This window comes from Streptomyces sp. DH37 (assembly GCF_029813835.1).
Lineage (GTDB): Bacteria > Actinomycetota > Actinomycetes > Streptomycetales > Streptomycetaceae > Streptomyces.
In genome coordinates, this window is record NZ_JARVKV010000005.1 from 86479 (window position 1) to 105277 (window position 18799).

Sequence of the window (18799 nt, forward strand, 5' to 3'; positions counted from 1 at the left end):
CACCGCACCCTCCCCGCTCCGAAGGACTTCACCCATGACGGACCTGCACGACAAGCCCGTACAGGCGTCCCCCCTGCCGCGGGCCGACAACGCCGCCGCGGCTCCGGAAGGAGACGCGGCCCGTCCGGGGCCGCACCGGCCGCTCGGTGAGCTGTTCGCCGCGTGGGCGGCCCGTACGCCGCAGGCGCCCGCGGTGACCGACGGCCGCAGGACCTGGTCCTACCGGGAGCTGGCGGCGCGCGCCGGGCGCCTGGCCGACGACCTGGTGCGGCGAGGGGCCGGACCGGACCGGACGGTGGCGCTGGTCCTGCCGCGCTCGATGGAGCTGATCGCGGCGGAGCTGGCCGTGGCCTGGGCGGGTGCCGCCTTCCTGCCGGTGGACCCCGACTACCCCGCCGAGCGCCGCGCCCTGATGCTCGCCGACGCCGCGCCCGCCGTGGTCCTCGACGACCTGGACCGCGTCCGCGACGTCCTGGGGGAGGGCGCCGACCCCGGAGCCGCGAGCCGGCCCGCGGCGGTGGACGCGGACCACGCGGCGTACGTGATCTACACCTCCGGCTCCTCCGGAACGCCCAAGGGGGTGACGGTCACCCACCGGGGCATCGGCGGCTTCGCCGGAGCCGCGGCCGAACGGTACGCCGTGGGCCCGGGCGACCGGGTGCTGCAGTTCTCCTCGCCCAGCTTCGACGCCTCGGTCCTGGAGCTGTGCATATCCGTCCTGTCCGGCGCGACCCTCGTCGTGCCGCCGGACGGACCGTGGCTGGGCGACGAACTCGCCTCCGTCCTGGACGAGCACCGCATCACCCACGCCCTCATCCCGCCGGCCGCCCTCGCCACCCTGCCCGATCCCGCCGAGGGCAGCGGCGCGCCCCACCTGCGCACGCTGATCGTGGGGGCCGAGGCCTGCCCGGCGGGGCTCGTCGACCGCTGGGCGCCCGGGCGCCGCATGATCAACTCCTACGGGCCCACCGAGGCCACCATCGTCGCCTCCTGGACCGGGCCGCTGTCCGCCGGGGGCGGCACCCCGACGATCGGCACCCCGCTGCCCGGCACGCGGGCGCACGTGCTGGACGCGGCGATGCGGCCGGTGCCGCCCGGCGCCGACGGCGAACTGTACGTGGGCGGGGACGGACTGGCCCGCGGCTACCTCGGCCGACCGGGCCTGACCGCCGCGCGCTTCGTCGCCGACCCCTTCGGGCCGCCCGGCGCCCGGCTCTACCGCACCGGCGACCGGGTGCGCCGGAGCGCCGGCGGCGAACTCGAGTTCCTCGGCCGCCTCGACCGGCAGGTGAAGGTCCGCGGCTTCCGCATCGAGCCCGGGGAGATCGAGGCGGCCCTGCTCCGCCACACCGGCGTCCGCGAGGCCGTGGTCGTGGTGCGCGAGGACGAGCCGGGACGGCAGCGGCTCGTCGGCTACGTCACGCCCGGCGAGCCGGGGCGGGCTCCGGAGCCCGGGGAGCTGCGCGCGGCGCTCGCCGCCGCCCTGCCCGCGCACATGGTCCCGTCCGCCGTCGTCGTCCTGGACGAACTGCCGCTCACCCCGCAGAACAAGATCGACCGGCGGGCCCTGCCCGCACCCGGCGGCGCGCCCGCCGCGGGCCACGTCCCGCCGCGCACCCCCGGTGAGCGGGCGCTGGCCGCCATCTGGGCGGACGTCCTGGCGGTCGACGCCGTCGGCGTGGAGGACGACTTCTTCGACCTGGGCGGCGACTCGATCCTCGCCGCCCGGACGCTGTCCCGGATCCGGGACGAACTGGGCGCCCGGCTGTCGGTACGGGACGTGTTCACCGAGCGGACGATCGCCGCCCTGGCCCCGCTGCTCGAGGACCCGTCCGCCGCCGCGGCGCCGGACCCGATCACGCCCGCCCCGCGCGACCGGCCGCTTCCGCTGTCCAGCGCGCAGCGGCGGCTGTGGTTCCTCGACGACCTCACCGAGGGCGGCACCGAGTACAACACCGGCGTGGCGGTGCGCCTGAGGGGACCGCTGGACACCGGTGCGCTGCGCCGCGCCCTGGAGCGGCTCGCCGCCCGCCACGACTCCCTGCGCACCGTCTTCGCCACGGTGGACGGGCAGGGCGTGCAGCGGGTGGGCCGCGACGCCTTGCTGCCGCTGCGCACGGCCGACCTCGGCACGCTGCCCGACGACCGGCGCGCCGAGGCCGCCGAACGCCTGCTGACCGAGGAGCTGAGCCGCCCCTACGACCTGGCGAAGGGACCGCTGACCCGGGCCCTGCTGGTCCGTTGCGCCGAGGACGACCACCTGCTGCTGCTGGCCCAGCACCACATCGTCACCGACGGCTGGTCGGTGGGGATCCTGGTCCGCGACCTGGCCGCGCTCTACCGCGCGGAGGTCTCCGGGGACCCGGACGGCCTGCCCGCGCCGGCCGTGCAGTACCCGGACTTCGCCGTGTGGGAGCAGCGGCGGCGTTCCGCGGACGCCGACGAATCCGGGGACGCCAGGGGTGCCGGGGACGCCGGGGACGCCGGGGACCTCGCCTACTGGAAGCGGCACCTGTCCGGGATGCAGCAACTGGAACTGCCCACGGACCGGCCCCGGCCGGCGGTGCGCACCACCAGCGGTGCGGCGCACCGCCACCGCCTCCCGGCGGACCTGGTCGAGGGGCTGCGGCGCCTGGCGGGAGGGCGCGGCACGACCGTCTTCACCCTGTTCGCCGGGGCGGCGGCCGTGCTGTTCTCCCGGTACTCCGGGCAGCGTGACGTGGCGTTCGGCACCGTCACCAACGGACGGGGCCGCCGGGACCTGGAGGAGGTGGCCGGCTTCTTCGCCAACACCGTGGTGCTGCGCGGTGAGGTGGACGACGCCGCCACGGTCGACCGGTTCGTGGAGACCATGCGCGCCACCGTGCTGGACGCCTTCGCCCACGACGGCGTGCCGTTCGACCGCGTGGTCGAGGAGCTGGCCCCGCCCCGGGACCCCAGCCGCACGCCGCTGGTGCAGGTGCTCGTGGTCCAGCAGACCGCTCCGGCGTATCCGCCGAGCGCCGCCGGGCTGCGGATCGAGGAGCACCCGCTGCCCCGTCCGGCCGCCCGCTTCGACCTGGTGCTGGAGTTCGCGCCGCGCCCGGACGGCGGGTACGAGCTGACGGTCGAGTACAACACGGACCTGTTCGAGGCGCGGACCGTGGCCCGGATGAGCCGTCACCTGCACCGCCTGCTGGCGGGCATGGCGGACGGCCCGCACCGGACGCTGGCCGAGCTGCCGCTGATGTCGGACGACGAGCGGCGCACGCTGCTGGACGCCTGGAACCCGCCCGCGGACACCGGCCGGGACGCCGGGGAGGCCGCGCCGCGGACGACGCTGCCGGCGCTGTTCGAGGCCCAGGCGGCCCGGACCCCCGACCGGACCGCCGTGGTCTGCGGCCCGGAACGGCTGGACTACGCGGAGGTGAACCGGCGCGCCAACCGGCTCGCCCGGCTGCTGATGGCCCACGGCGCGGGCCCGGAGACGCTGGTCGCGCTGTGCCTGCCGCGCTCCGCCGACCTCCTGCCGGTGCTGTGGGCGGTGCTCAAGTCGGGTGCGGGATACCTCCCGGTGGACCCGGGCTACCCGGCCGAGCGCGTCCGCCTCATGCTCGGCGACGCCGCCCCCGCCCTCGTCGTGGCGAGCCGGGAGACCGCGGACGCGCTCCCCGAGGGCTCCGACCCGCTGATCCTGGAGGACCGCGCGGCCGAACTCGCCGGGACACCCGACACGGACCCGACCGACGCGGACCGGGTCCGGCCGCTGGACCCCGACCATCCGGCGTACGTCATCTACACCTCGGGCTCGACCGGCCGCCCCAAGGGAGTGGTGGTCACCCACCGCAGCGTGGCGGCGCTGGCGGCCTGGGCGGGGGAGCGGTTCGGCCCCGGCCGGCTGGCGCACGTGGTGGCCTCCACCTCGCTCAACTTCGACGTCTCGGTCTTCGAGATGCTGTGCCCCCTGCTGGCCGGCGGCTGCGTCGAACTGGTCGCCGACCTGCCGGCCCTCGCCGACGCGCCGGGCCCGCGGCGGGTCGGTCTGGTCAGCGGCGTGCCGTCGGTGGTCTCCCGGATGATCGCCGGGGGCACCGCCGCCGTCGAGGCGGAGACGGTCGTGCTGGCCGGCGAGGCGCTGCCGGCGCAGACCCTGCGCGACCTGCGGCGGGCCATGCCCTCCTGCGAGGTGGCCAACATCTACGGCCCGACCGAGGCCACCGTCTACGCCACCGCCTGGTTCGCCGGCGACACCGTGCCCGACCAGTCCCCGCCGATCGGCAGACCCGTGGCCCGCACCCGGGCCTACGTCCTGGACGGCCTGCTGCGCCCGCAGCCCCCGGGGGTGACGGGAGAGCTCTACCTCGGCGGTGGCGGGCTGGCCCGCGGCTACCTGAACCGGCCGGGCCTGACCGCGAGCCGGTTCGTCGCCGATCCCTTCGGCGCGCCGGGAGACCGCATGTACCGCACCGGGGACCTGGTGCGGTGGACCGACGACGGCGAACTGGAGTACCTCGGCCGGATCGACCAGCAGGTCAAGGTGCGCGGCTTCCGCATCGAGCTGGGCGAGGTGGAGGAGGCGCTGCGGCGCTGCGAGGGCGTCGCCGAGGCGGCGGCCGCCGTCCGCGAGAGCGACGGCCACCGGCGCCTGGCCGGCTACGTCGTCCCGGCTCCGGGAGCGCGGGTGGAGCCGGACGCGGTGCGCCGGGCACTGGGCCGCACGCTGCCCGACTACATGGTGCCCCAGGCCGTCGCGGTGCTGGACGCCCTGCCGCTCAACCCCAACGGCAAGCTGGACCGCGGCCGGCTCCCCGACCCGGGACCCGCCGGGCACGCCGTGCGCCACGTCCCGCCGCGCACCCCCACCGAACGGACGCTGGCCGCCATCTGGGCGGACGTCCTGGGCGTCGAGCGGATCGGGGCGGACGACAACTTCTTCGCGCTGGGCGGCGACTCGATCCTCAGCATCCAGGTGGTGGCCCAGGCCCGGCAGGCGGGCCTGGCGGTGACGTCCCGCGACGTCTACCGGCACCAGACGGTCGCCGCCCTCGCCCGGTGCGCGGACGCCGCGCGGGGCGGGCGGCCCGCCTCCCCGGCCCTCGTGCCGGCCACCGGCCCGGCACCGCTGACGCCCATCCAGCACTGGCTGTTCGACAGCGCCGCCGAACGGGCCGGCCGCTACGCCCAGACGCTGTCGGTGGAACTGACCGACGCGGTGGACGCGGCGGCGCTGGAGGACGCCCTCAACGACGTGGCCGCCCACCACGACGCGCTGCGCTCCCGCTTCACCGTCGGCGACGCCGGCGGCACCGGAGCCGCGGGCGTCCGGTGGCACATCGACGACCGGGCGCCCCGGCTCGGCCTGGCGCGCCACACCGGCCCCGACACCGACGCGCCCCACCTGGGCCCCTTCGACCTGGACCGCGGACCGCTGCTGCGCGCCGTGCTCCACGACCGGGGGGACGGCCGGCCCCGCGTCCTGCACCTGTCCGTCCACCACCTGGTGGTCGACGGGGTCTCCTGGCGGGTCCTGCTGGAGGACCTCGACCGGGCCTACCGCGCCCGCCGCGACGGCCGCGACGGGGCGGCGGCGCTGCCGCCGAAGTCCTCGCCGCTGCGGCACTGGGCCCGGCGCCTGGCCGCGCACGCCGCCGAGGGCGGCTTCGAGGACGAGGCGGCGTACTGGTCGCGGGCGACCGCGGGCGCCGGGACGGCGCTGCCGACGGACCTGGCGGGCGCCAACACCTACGCCTCGGCCCGCTCCGTGACCGCGCGCCTCACCCCCGAGGACACCTCGGCCCTGCTCCGCACCCTGCCGGACACCTACCGCACCCGGGCCAACGACGCGCTGCTCAGCGCCCTGGGCCGGGTGCTGTGCGAGTGGACCGGGCACGGCCGGGTGGTGGTGGACGTGGAGGGGCACGGCCGCGAGGAGCTGTTCGCCGACGTCGACACCAGCCGTACGGTCGGCTGGTTCACCACCCGCCACCCCGTCGCCCTGGCCGTTCCGCCGGGAGCGGACTGGGACACCGCGCTCAAGGAGGTCAAGGAGCAGCTCCGGGCGGTGCCCCGGAACGGCCTGGGCCACGAGGCCCTGCGCTACCTGGGCCGGGACGGGGCGGCGCCCCGGACGCCGGCCGCGCAGATCAGCTTCAACTACCTGGGCCGGTTCGCGCTGCCGGACGGGCCGGACGGCCTGTACCGCGGCCCGTTCCGCCCCCTGGAGCTGGACGCCGACCCGGAGGCGCTGCGCCCGCACGCCCTGGAGGTCGTGGGGCGCCTGGACGGCGACGCGCTGGAGTTCACCTGGTTCTACTCGGACCGGCTGCACCGGGAGGCGACCGTCGCCGAGCTGGCCGGACGGTTCACCGACGCGCTGGCGGGCATCGCCCGGCACGCCGCCCGGCCGGGCGCCGCGGGGCGCACCCCGTCGGACTTCCCGCTGGCCCGGCTCGACCAGGCGGCCGTCGACCGGCTGATGGGCGACGACCCCGGCGCGGTGGAGGACGTCCACCCGCTCACGCCCACCCAGGCCGGCATGCTCTTCCACGGGCTCGCCCAGGACGACCGCGGCGTCTACTTCCAGCAGCTGACCTTCCTCCTGGACGGCGTGCCCGACCCCGCCGTGCTGGCGGCGGCCTGGCAGCGGGTCTCGGACCGCACCCCCGTGCTGCGCGGCAGCGTCGTGTGGCAGGACGTGGCCGAACCGCTGCTGGTGGTGCGGCGCCACGCCCCCGTGCCGGTCACCCACCTGGACTGGCGCGGCCTGTCCGAGGACGAGCGGGACAGCCGCCTGCGCGAACTCCTGGACCGGGACCGCGAGCGCGGCGTCGACCTGACGCGGGCCCCGCTCCAGCGCCTGGTGCTCGCCCGCGTCTCCGACGGCGGCGTGCGGGTGGTGTGGTCCTTCCACCACCTGGTCCTGGACGGCTGGAGCCTGTTCCAGGTGCTGTCCGACGTCTTCGCCTGCCACGCGCTGCTGCGCGGCCCCGCCGGGGCGGACGGCGCCGCGGTGGACGAGGCCCTGCCCGTCCGGCACCCGTTCCGGGACTACGTGGCCTGGCTGCGCGACCGCGACTGGACGGAGGCCGAGCGGCACTGGCGGGACCGCCTCGCTGGCCTGACCGAGGCCACCGCGCTGCCCTACGACCGCGAGCCGCGCGAGACCCACCGCGCGGAGTCCACGCGGGCGGTCCGCGTCACGGTGCCCGAGGCCGCCACCCGGGCGCTGGAGGGCCTGGCCAGGTCGGCCGGCCTGACCGTCAACACCCTCGTGCAGGGCGCGTGGACGCTGCTGCTGAGCCGTCAGGCGGGCAGGGACGAGGTGGTCTTCGGCACCACCGTGTCCGGACGGCCCCCCGAGCTGCCGGGCGCCGAGGCCATGACCGGCCTGTTCATCGCGACCCTGCCCACCCGCGTCGCGGTGCCGCGCGACGGGACCCTGCTCGACTGGCTGCGCCGGCTGCAGCAGGAGCAGAGCGAGGACCGGCGCTTCGACTACGTGCCGCTGACCCGGATGAAGGCGTTCACCGGCCTTCCCGAGCGCACCGCCCTGTTCGACAGCATCGTCGTCTTCGAGAACTACCCCGTCGACGACGGCCTCGCCGCCGCGCACGGGCTGCGGCTGAGCGGCCTGGACGGCATCGAGACCACCAACTACCCGCTCAGCCTGGTGGCCTACCCGGGCGCGGAGCTGACCCTGCGGCTGGGCTACGACCCGGAGCTGTTCGACGCCGCCACCGCCGAGCGGATGGCCGAGTACCTCACCGTCCTGCTGGAGGGCATGGCCGCCGGACCGCAGCGCCCGCCCGCGCGGCTGCCGCTGCTGACGGCCGCCCGCCGCGACCAGGTGCTCCACGCGTGGAACGACACGGCCGCCGACACGCCCGAGGCCACGGTGGCGGACCTCTTCGCCGAGCAGGTGCGGCGCACGCCCGGAGCCGTCGCCCTGGAGGCGGACGGCGAGCGCCTCACCTACCGGGAGCTGGACGGCCGGGCGGCGGCACTGGCCGCCCGGCTGGCCGCGCTCGGAGTGGCGGCGGAACGCCCGGTGGGCGTGCTGATGGACCGCTCGGTCGCCCTCGTCGTCGCCCAGATCGCCCTCGCCCGCACCGGCGGCGTCTACGTCCCCCTGGACGGCAGGGCGCCGCGCGAGCGGCTGCGGCGGATGCTGGCCGAGGCCGGCGCGGACCTGCTGCTCACCGACGCCGTCTGGGAGGAGACGGCCCGTGCCGTGCTGCCCGGCGGGGACGTCCTGCGCCCGGACGCCGGCGACCGCGCCGGCGACCGCGACGGTGACGCCCCGCCGCCCGGCCCGGAGCGCGCGGCCGTCCCCGGGGTGCACCCGGACAACGTCCAGTACCTGATGTTCACCTCCGGCTCCACCGGCGTCCCCAAGGGCGTCGCGGTGCGCCACCGGGACGTGGCCGCCCTCGCCCTCGACCGCGCCTTCGCCGGGCACGACCGGGTCCTGGTGCACTCCCCGCACGCCTTCGACGCCTCCACCTACGAGCTGTGGGTGCCGCTGCTGCGCGGCGGGACGGCCGTGCTCGCGCCGCCGTCGGAGCTGGACGCCGCCGCCGTGCGCCGCGCGATCACCGAACAGGGCGTGCGCAGCCTCTGGCTGACCGCGGGCCTGTTCCGCCTCCTCGCCCAGGAGGACCCCGCCTGCCTGCGCGGCGCGACGGAGGTGTGGACCGGGGGCGAGGCCGTCCCCGGCGCGGTGGTGCGCCGTGTCCTGGACGCCTGCCCCGGCCTCACCGTCGTCGACGGCTACGGCCCGACCGAGACCACCACCTTCGCCACCCGGCGGGCCTTCCGCTCCGGCGATCCGCTGCCCGCGGTGCTGCCCATCGGACGGCCGCTGGACAACACGCGCGTGTACGTGCTGGACGGCGCGCTCCAGCCCCAGCCGCCGGGCGTCCCCGGTGAGCTGTACATCGCCGGAGCCGGACTGGCCCGCGGCTACACCGGGCGGCCCGGCGCGACCGCGGCACGCTACCTGGCCGACCCGTTCGGCCCGCCCGGCGGGCGGATGTACCGCACCGGCGACATCGTGCGGTGGAGCGCCGACGGCGAACTGCACTTCGTGGGACGCGCGGACGACCAGATCAAGATCCGCGGATTCCGCATCGAGCCCGCCGAGATCGAGGCCCGGCTCACCGCCCATCCGGCCGTCGCCGAAGCGGTGGTGTCGGTGTACGAGCACGCCGGCCGCAAGCGCCTGGCCGCCCACCTCGTGCCGGCCCCGGCCGCGACCCTGCCGCCCGCGGCCGAGCTGCGCGCCCACCTGTCGGCCGAACTGCCCGACTACATGCTGCCCGCCGCGTTCGTCACGGTGCCGGAACTGCCCCTGACGGCCAACGGCAAGGTGGACCGGCGCCGGCTGCCCGCCCCCGACTGGTCGTCGGCCGGCGACGCCGCGTACCGCGCGCCGCGCACCGAGGCCGAGCGGATCCTCAGCGGGATCTGGGCGGACCTGCTCGGTGTGGAGCGGGTCGGGGCGGACGACAACTTCTTCATGCTGGGCGGCGACTCCATCCTCAGCATCCAGGTCGTCTCCCGGGCCCGGGCCGCCGGCCTCGCGCTGACCCCCCGGGACCTGTTCCGACACCCCACCGTCGCCGCACTGGCCGCCGCCACCGGCACCGCCGCGCCCGTCGCCGGGACCGGGCCGGTGGCCGGGGAGGTCCCGCTCACCCCCATCCAGCACTGGTTCCTCGACCCCGGGCCGCGGCGCCCGGAGTTCCTCAACCAGTCCGTTGTCGTGGAGACGCCCGGCGGCCCCGGCTCCGGCCCCAACCCCGACCTCGACGCCCTGCGCCGTGCCCTGGCCGCCCTGTGGGCGCACCACGACGCCCTGCGGTCCCGCTTCGTGCGGCAGGACGACGGGACGTGGCGCCAGGACTGCGCGGACCCGGACGCGGAGGCGCCCGAGCTGCTGGAGGTCTGCGACCTCACCGGGCTGGACGCGGCGGCGGCCGAGGAGACCGAGGCCCGCGTCTCGGCCGCGGCGCACACCGCCTTCCGGCTGGAGAGCGGCCCGCTGCTCACCGCCCGGCTGTTCACCGCCACCGGCGCCCGGCCCGCCCGGCTGCTGCTGGCCGTGCACCACCTGGTGGTCGACGGCGTCTCCTGGCGCGTCCTGCTGGAGGACCTGGAGACCGCCTACCGGCAGGCACGGGCCGGGGAACCGGTGCGCCTGCCGGCCCGCACCACCTCCGTCCGGGAGTGGGCGCGGCGGCTGCGCGCCCACGCCGCGGCCGGCGGCTTCGCCGCACAGCGCGACCACTGGGAGACGGTGGCCCGGCACTGCGCCGAGCCGCTGCCGGTGGACTCCGGCGGCGGCAACACCGCGGCCGACCTGAACGAGGTGACCGTCCGCCTGGACCGGCGGCGCACCGACGAGCTGCTGCGGAAGGTGCCCGGCGTCTACCGCACGCGCATCGACGACGTGCTGCTGACCGCCCTCGGACGGGTGCTGGCCGAGTGGACCGGGCGGCGCACCGTCGCCGTCGGCCTGGAGGGCCACGGCCGCGAGGACCAGCTCTTCGACGACATCGACCTGTCCCGCACGGTCGGCTGGTTCACCAGCCTGTTCCCGGTCGCCCTCCAGGTGCCGGAGGGGGACTGGGGCACCGCGCTGAAGGCCGTCAAGGAGCAGCTGCGGTCCGTACCGGACCGCGGCCTGGGCTACGGCGCCCTGCGGTACCTGGCCCGGGACGGCCGGCTCGAGGGCGCGCCGTCGCCCGACATCAGCTTCAACTACCTGGGACGTTTCGACTGGTCCGCCGACGGCGGCGAGCTGGTGCACTCGGTGCCCGGCGGCCTGGGCGGCGCGGAGGCGCCCGAAGCGGAGCGCCCGCACCTGCTGGACGTGGTGGCCCGCGTCGAGGACGACCGCCTGGAGATCACCTGGCACTACAGCGACGGACTGCACCGGGAGGAGACGGTCGCCCGCCTCGCGGCCGGCATGCTGCGGGCGCTGGAGGACATCGTCGCCCACTGCGCCCGCCCGGACGCCGGCGGCCGCACGCCGTCGGACTTCCCGCTGGCCCGCGTGGACCAGGCGACCGTGGACCGGGTCGTCGGCGACGGCCGTGAGGTCGCGGACCTCTACCCGCTGACCTCGATGCAGGCGGGCATGCTCTTCCACAGCCTCATGGACCCCGACTCCCGCACCTACGTCAACCAGGCGCAGCTGGTGCTGTCCGGCGTCACCGACCCGCACGCCCTCGCCGAGGCGTGGCAGCGGACGGCGGACGCCAACCCGATGCTGCGCACCCGGCTGGTGTGGCAGGAGACCGCCGAGCCGCTCCAGGTCGTCCAGCGCCGGGCCACCGTGCCGGTCGTCCACCACGACTGGTCCGGGTGGCCGGCCGAGCGGTGCGAACGGGAACTCGACGCGCTGCTCGCCGAGGACCGGGACGCCGGCATCGACCTGACCGCGGCGCCGCTGATGCGGCTGACGCTGATCCGGCTGTCCCCGGACCGGGTGCGGATGGTGTGGACCTTCCACCACGTCCTGCTCGACGGGTGGAGCGCGGCCCAGGTGTTCGACGAGGCGTGCGAGCGGTACGCGGCGCTGACCGCCGGGCGCCGCCCGCGGCTTCCCGACCGCGCCCCCTTCGGCGACTACCTGCGCTGGCTGGAGGGGCGCGACACCGCGCGGGCGGAGCGGTACTGGCGCGAGGTGCTGGCCGGCTTCGCCGTCCCCACCGAACTGCCCCGGGACCGCCGCCCCGCCGAGGCGCACCGCACCTCCTCGTCGGGATCGGTCGTGGTGAGGCTCGACGCCGGGCTGTCGGCGCGGCTGCGGGAGACGGCGCAGCGGGCGGGGCTGACCGTCAACACCGTGATGCAGGGCGCCTGGGCGCTGCTGCTGTCCCGCTACGGAGGCGGCGACGACGTGGTGTTCGGCACCACCGTCTCCGGCCGCCCGGCCGAGCTGCCGGGCGTGGAGTCGATGGTCGGGCTGTTCATCAACACCCTGCCCACGCGGGCCCGGATCGACGGGCGGCGCGGTCTGCTGGAGTGGCTGCGCGAGCTCCAGGCCGCGCAGTCGGAGTCCCGGCGCCACGAGTTCGTCTCCCTCGCCCAGCTCCAGACCTGGAGCGAGGTGCCGGGCGGGACGAACCTGTTCGACAGCATCGTGGTCTTCGAGAACTACCCCTTCGACGGCGGCGCCCTGGCCCGGCTCGGGCTGGCCATCGAGCAGGAACGCGACCTGGAGCCGACCAACTACCCGCTCAGCGTGGTGGTCGCCCCCGGCGAGACCCTGTCGGTCAACCTGGACTACGACCCCGCGGCCTTCGACGCAGCCACGGTCGAGGGGCTCGGCGCGAGCCTGCGGACGCTGCTGACGGAGATGGCCACCGACCCGGACCGGTGCCTGGCCGACCTGCCGCTGGTGGATCCGGCACAGGGACGCGACCTCCTCGAACGGTTCGGCGGACCGGTGGCGCGGACGCCGCGCCGCACCCTGCCCGAGGCCTTCCGGGAGCAGGCCGCCCGCACCCCGGACGCCCCGGCCGTGCTGGCCGGCGCGGAGCGGCTCACCTACCGGCAGCTCGACGAGCGCGCCAACCGGCTGGCCCGGCTGCTCATCGGCGCCGGCGCCGGCCCCGAGCGGTTCGTCGCACTGGCGCTGCCGCGCACGGCCGACCTGGTCGTGGCGATGCTGGCGGTCCTCAAGAGCGGCGCCGCCTACCTCCCGGTGGACCCCGGGTACCCGGCCGAGCGCATCGCGTTCCTCTTCGAGGACGTGCGGCCCGACGCCGTGGTGACGAGCACGGAGACGGACGGCCGGCTGCCGGAGGGGCCGTTCACGCGCATCGTCCTGGACGATCCCGCGTGCGCCGAGCGCCTGGCCGCCGCGTCCGCCGCCGACGTCGGGGACGGCGAACGGCGCGGTCCCCTGCTGCCCGACCACCCCGCCTACGTCATCCACACCTCCGGCTCCACCGGCCGTCCCAAGGGCGTCGTGGTCGCCCACGGGTCGGTGGTGGCGCTGACCGGCTGGGCCGCGGAGGAGTTCGGCGACCGGGGGCTCGCCCACGTGGTGGCCTCCACCTCGCTCAACTTCGACGTGTCGGTGTTCGAGATCCTCTCGCCGCTGCTCGCGGGCGGATGCGTCGAGGTCGTCCGCGACCTGCTCGCCCTCGCCGAGCGCCCCGGCCCGTGGCGTGCGGGACTGCTCAGCGCGGTCCCCTCCGCCCTCGGCAGGCTGCTGGCGGAGGACACCGTCCACGTCACGGCGGACACCGTCGTCCTGGCCGGCGAGGGGCTGCCCGCCCGCACCGTCCGCCAGGTGCGCGCGGCGGTGCCCGGCTGCCGGGTGATGAACATCTACGGCCCCACCGAGGCCACCGTCTACGCCACCGCCTGGCCCTGCGATCCCGCGGACCCCGACCGCGTCCCCCCGATCGGCAGGCCCGTCGGCGGCGCCCGCGCCTACGTCCTGGACTCCCGGCTGCGCCCGGTGCCCGCCGGGGCGCCCGGCGAGCTGTACCTCGCCGGGACGGGCGTGGCCCGCGGCTACCTGGGCCGGCCCGGCCTGACCGCGTCTCGCTTCCTCCCCGACCCGTTCGGGCCGCCCGGCAGCCGCATGTACCGCACCGGCGACCTGGCGCGCTGGACGGCGCGGGGCGAGCTGATCTACCTCGGCCGCTCCGACGACCAGGTCAAGGTGCGCGGCTTCCGCATCGAGCTCGGCGAGGTCGAGGCCGCGCTGGCCCGGCACCCGCGGGTGTCGGCGGCCGCCGCCCGGGTGGTGGAGCACGACGGCCACCGGAGGCTGGTGGGCTACGCCGTGCCCGGCGGCGCGGACGCCCCGGACCCCGCCGAGCTGCGCGCCTTCCTCGCGCGCACGCTCCCCGACCACCTGGTCCCGGCGGTCGTGGTGCCGCTGGAGCGGCTGCCGCTCGGGGCCACCGGCAAACTGGACCGGCGCGCGCTGCCCGAACCCGTGTGGACCGCCCCGGCCACCGGCGGCGACCGTCCGCCGCGCACCGCCACCGAGAGGACGCTCGCCGCGATCTGGTCCGAGGTGCTGGGCGTGCCCGAAGTGGGCGCGGAGGACAACTACTTCACGCTCGGCGGCGACTCGATCCTCGGCATCCAGATCGTCTCCGCCGCCCGCCGGGCCGGCTTCGCGCTGACGCCCCGGCACCTCTTCCTCCACCAGACCGTCGCCGAACTGGCCGTGGCGGCCGAGGACCTGCCGGCCCCGGTGAGCACCGCCGAACAGGGCCCGGTGGTGGGCGAGGCGCCCCTCACCCCCGTCCAGCACTGGCTGTTCGACACCCTCACCGGCGACCCGGCGCGCTTCACCCAGGCGCTCTCCTTCCACCTGGCCGCCGACACCGACGAGGCGCTGCTGCGCACCGCCCTGGCCGCGGTGCTGGAGCACCACGACGCGCTGCGCCTGCGGTTCGAGCCCGCCGGCGGCGGGCGGTGGCGCCAGTGGGGCACCGCGCCCGGCGCCGAGCCGCACCTGGAGACGCACGAGTTGCCCGAGCCGCCCGGGGACGCCCCGGACGGCACCGACGCGGCCCTGCGCGAACTGGCCGACGGCCTGTGCGCCGGGTTCGACCTGCGCGCCGGGCCGCTGCTGAAGGCCGCGCTGTGCCGCACGGGTGACGCCCGGCGGCCGGTCCTGCTGCTGGCCGCCCACCATCTGGTGGTGGACGCGGTGTCCTGGCGCGTGATCCTGGAGGACCTGGACGCCGCCTACCGGGCGCTGCGGGCCGGGGAACGCGTGGACCTCGGGCCGAAGACCACCTCCTTCCGCTCGTGGGCGCAGCGGCTCGCCGCGCACACCGCGGCCGGCGGCTTCGACGACGAACTCGCCCACTGGCGGTCCCTGGAGGGCGACGGCGGCCTGCCGACCGACCTCTCCGGGGACAACACCGCGGCCTGCGAGGAGACGCTGACGGTCGGCCTGGACAGCGAGGAGACGCGCCGGCTGCTCCAGGACGTGCCGGACGCCTACCGCACCCGCGTCAACGACGTCCTGCTGTGCGCCCTGGGCCGGGTCCTGGCGCGCTGGACGGGCCGGGACCGGGTGCTGGTGGCGCTGGAGGGCCACGGCCGGGAGGAGCTGTTCGACGACGTCGACCTCGCGCGGACGGTCGGCTGGTTCACCACGATGTTCCCCGTCGCGCTGGAGGTCCCCCGGGGCGCGGACACCGGGGCCGCGCTGAAGTCCGTCAAGGAGGGCCTGCGGGCCGTACCGCGGAACGGCCTGGGCTACGGCGCCCTGCGCCACCTGCGTCCCGAGACCGGGCCGCGGCTGCCGGACCTCCCGCAGATCGGCTTCAACTACCTCGGGCAGCAGGACTGGAACGTGGCCGCGGACGGCCTGCTGCACGCGCCGTGCGGTCCGCTGGCGGGCGGCATGGACCGCGCGGCGGACCGGCCGCACCTCATCGACGTCGTCGGCCAGGTCTCCGACAAGCGGCTGGAGTTCACCTGGTCGTACTCGCGGGAGGTGCACCGGCGCGACACCGTCGCCCGGCTGGCGGCCGAGATGGCCGACGAGCTGCGGGAGATCGTGCGGCACTGCTCCCGGCCCGGCGCCGGGGGCCGCACCCCGTCGGACTTTCCGCTGGCCCCGCTGGACCAGGCGGCCGTCGACCGGCTGGTGGGCACCGGCCGCGAGGTGGTCGACGTCTATCCGCTCACCCCCACCCAGACCGGCATGGTCGTCCACGGCATGGACGAGCCCGGCCAGGGGCTGTACGTCGAGCAGATCACGTTCGTGGTGGACGGGGTGCGCGACACCCGCCTGCTGGCCGCGGCCTGGCAGCAGGTGGTCGACCGCACCCCCGTGCTGCGCACCGCCGTGGTGCTGCGCGGGGTGCCCGTCCCGCTCCAGACCGTGCGCCGCGGCGTCACGCTGCCCGTCACCGAGCACGACTGGAGCGCCCTGACGCAGGGGGAGCGCGACGCGGAGCTGGAGCGGCTGCTCGCCGGTGACCGGGCCCGCGGCATCGCCCTGGACAGCGCGCCGCTGCTGCGCGTCGCGCTGATCCGGCTCGGCCCGGACGAGGTGCGGGTGGTGTGGACCTTCCACCACGTGCTGCTGGACGGGTGGAGCGTCTTCCACGTGCTGTCGGACGTCATGGCGTGCCACGCCGCGCTCGCCGGGGGGACCGAGCCGCGGCTGCCGGACCGCCGGCCGTTCGCGGACTACGCCGCCTGGCTGGCCGCCCGCGACACCGCACGGGCCGAGGAGCACTGGAGGAAGGCCCTCGCGGACCTGACCGCTCCCACGGCGCTGCCCTACGACCGCCGGCCCGCCCAGGGCGCCGCGGTCCGCTCCGGGACCTGGCTGTCGCAGTGGCTGGAGGAGTCCGAGACCGAACGGCTCCAGGACTTCGCCCGCCGCCACCGCCTCACCCTCAACACCGTGGTGCAGGGGGCCTGGGCCCTGCTGCTGTCGCGCTGGAGCGGCGAGCGGGAGGTGTGCTTCGGCACGACCGTCTCCGGACGGCCCGCGGACCTGCCCGGCGCCGACACCATCACCGGCCTGTTCATCACCACCCTGCCCGCGCGGGTCACCGTGGACGGCGGCGCGCGCTGCGACGCGTGGCTGCGCGAGGTGCAGTCCGCGCGGGCCGAGGACCGCCGGTTCGACCACGTGCCGCTGACGGACCTGCACGAGTGGAGCGGGCTGCCCGCCGGGACGGCGATGTTCGACAGCCTGCTGGTCTTCGAGAACTACCCGGTCGGCGACGCGACGGCCGGCGCGCACGGCGTGCGGGTGCGGGAGCTGGACGCCCGGGAGGCCACCAACTACCCGCTCACCGTGGTGGTCTCGCCCGGCGACCGGCTGGGCGTCGAACTCGGCTACGACCCGCGGTACTTCGAGGAGGCCACCGCCCGCTCGCTGGCCGACCAGACGCTGCACACCCTGCGGGCCCTGGCCGCCTCGGAGGACGCCGCCCGCCTGGACGCGGTCGACGTGCTGCCGCCGCGGGAGCGGGAGCGGCTGCTGCGGGGGCCCGCGCGCCCGCAGTCGCGGCCGGTGCCCCCGGCGACCCTGCCCGCGCTGGTCGAGGCCGCGGTGGACCGCCATCCGTCGGCACCGGCGCTGAGCGCACCCGGCCTGCTGCTGTCCTTCGCGGAGGTGGAGGCGCGGGCGAACCGCCTGGCGCACCGGCTCATCGCCCGGGGCGCGGGCCCCGGCGACATCGTCGCGCTGGTCCTGCCGCGCTCGGCGGACATGGTCCTCGCCCAACTCGCGGTGGCCAAGGCGGGCGCCGCGTACCTGCCGGTGGACCCCGGCTACCCCGACGAGCGGATCGCGCTGATGCTGCGCGACGCGGCACCCGCCGTGACCCTCGACGCCGGGGAGGTCGCCGGCCTGCTCGCGGCCGAGCCGGACGGCGCGCCGGAGCACCGGCCCACCGACGCCGACCGCGTCCGCCCGCTGGACCTGGACGACCCGGCCTACGTCATCTACACCTCGGGCTCCACCGGCACCCCCAAGGGCGTGGTCGTCACCCACCGGGGCCTGGCGGACTTCGCCGCGGCCGAGGCCGAGCACTACCGGGTGGGCCCCGGCGACCGGGTCCTGGCCTTCGCCACGCCGAGCTTCGACGCCTCGGTGCTGGAGCTGTGCATGTCCCTGCCGAACGGGGCCCGCCTGGTCGTGCCGCCGCCCGGCCCGCTGCTCGGCGCGGAGCTGGCGGACGTCCTGCGGGACGAGCGCGTCACCCACACCCTGCTGCCGCCGGCCGCGCTCGCCACCCTGCCGCCGGACACCCCCGGCACCCTGCCGGACCTCACGACCCTGGTGGTCGGAGCCGACGCGTGCGGCGCCGACCTGGTCGCCCGCTGGGCACCGCACCACCGGATGGTCAACTCCTACGGGCCCACCGAGGCCACGGTCGTCGCCACCTGGTCGGCCCCCCTGGAACCGGAGGGCACGGCGCCGCCCATCGGGCGCCCGCTGCCCGCCACCGGCGCCTACGTCCTGGACGCGCGGCTGCGGCCGGTCGCCGACGGCGTGGCGGGCGAGCTGTGGCTGAGCGGCCCCGCGCTGGCCCGCGGCTACCTGAACCGGCCGGGCCTGACCGCGTCCCGCTTCACGGCGAACCCGTTCGGGCCGCCCGGCAGCCGCATGTACCGCACCGGCGACCTGGTGCGGCGCGACCACCGCGGCGAGCTGCACTACCTGGGCCGCACCGACCACCAGCTCAAGCTGCGCGGCCACCGGATCGAGGCGGGCGAGGTCGAGGCGGTCCTGGAGCGCCACCCGGCCGTCCTCGACGCCGTGGTGACCGTACGGGAGGACGAGCCGGGGCTGCCGCGCCTGGTGGCCCACCTGCTCGCCGCGCCGGACGCGCAGGCGCCGTCCGCCGCGGAGCTGCGGGCGCTCGCCGCCCGCGCCCTGCCCGGGCACATGGTCCCCTCGGCGTTCGTCGTGCTGGAGCGCTTCCCGCTCACCGAGAACGGCAAGACCGACCGGGCCGCCCTGCCCGCACCCGCACCGGACGAGGGGGAGGCGGCGGACCACGTGGCCCCCCGCACCCCCACCGAGGAGGCCATGGCCGCCATCTGGGAGGAGTCCCTGAGCACGCCCGTGGGCGCGGAGGACGACTTCTTCTCCCTCGGCGGCGACTCCCTGCGCGCCCTGCGCATCGCCTCACGCGCCAACGACGCCTTCGGCGTGAGCCTCACGCCCCGCGACGTCCTGGTCTCCCGCACCGTCGCCGCCCTGGCGGAGCTGGTGGAGGAGCAGGTGCTGAGCGAACTCGAACTCGAAGACGCCGCACGCGGCGACAGCGACCACGACGAACGGTGAGGACCGGACGAC

Annotated in this window: 1 protein-coding gene; it reads left to right on the forward strand. The window is 76.8% G+C overall.

The features are described 5' to 3' along the window. Positions 1–34 precede the first annotated feature (34 nt). Positions 35–18787 (forward strand): non-ribosomal peptide synthetase, encoded by an 18753-nt coding sequence (locus QC029_RS04460; protein ID WP_279554038.1) that lies wholly within the window; start codon positions 35–37, stop codon positions 18785–18787. Positions 18788–18799: the final 12 nt, after the last annotated feature.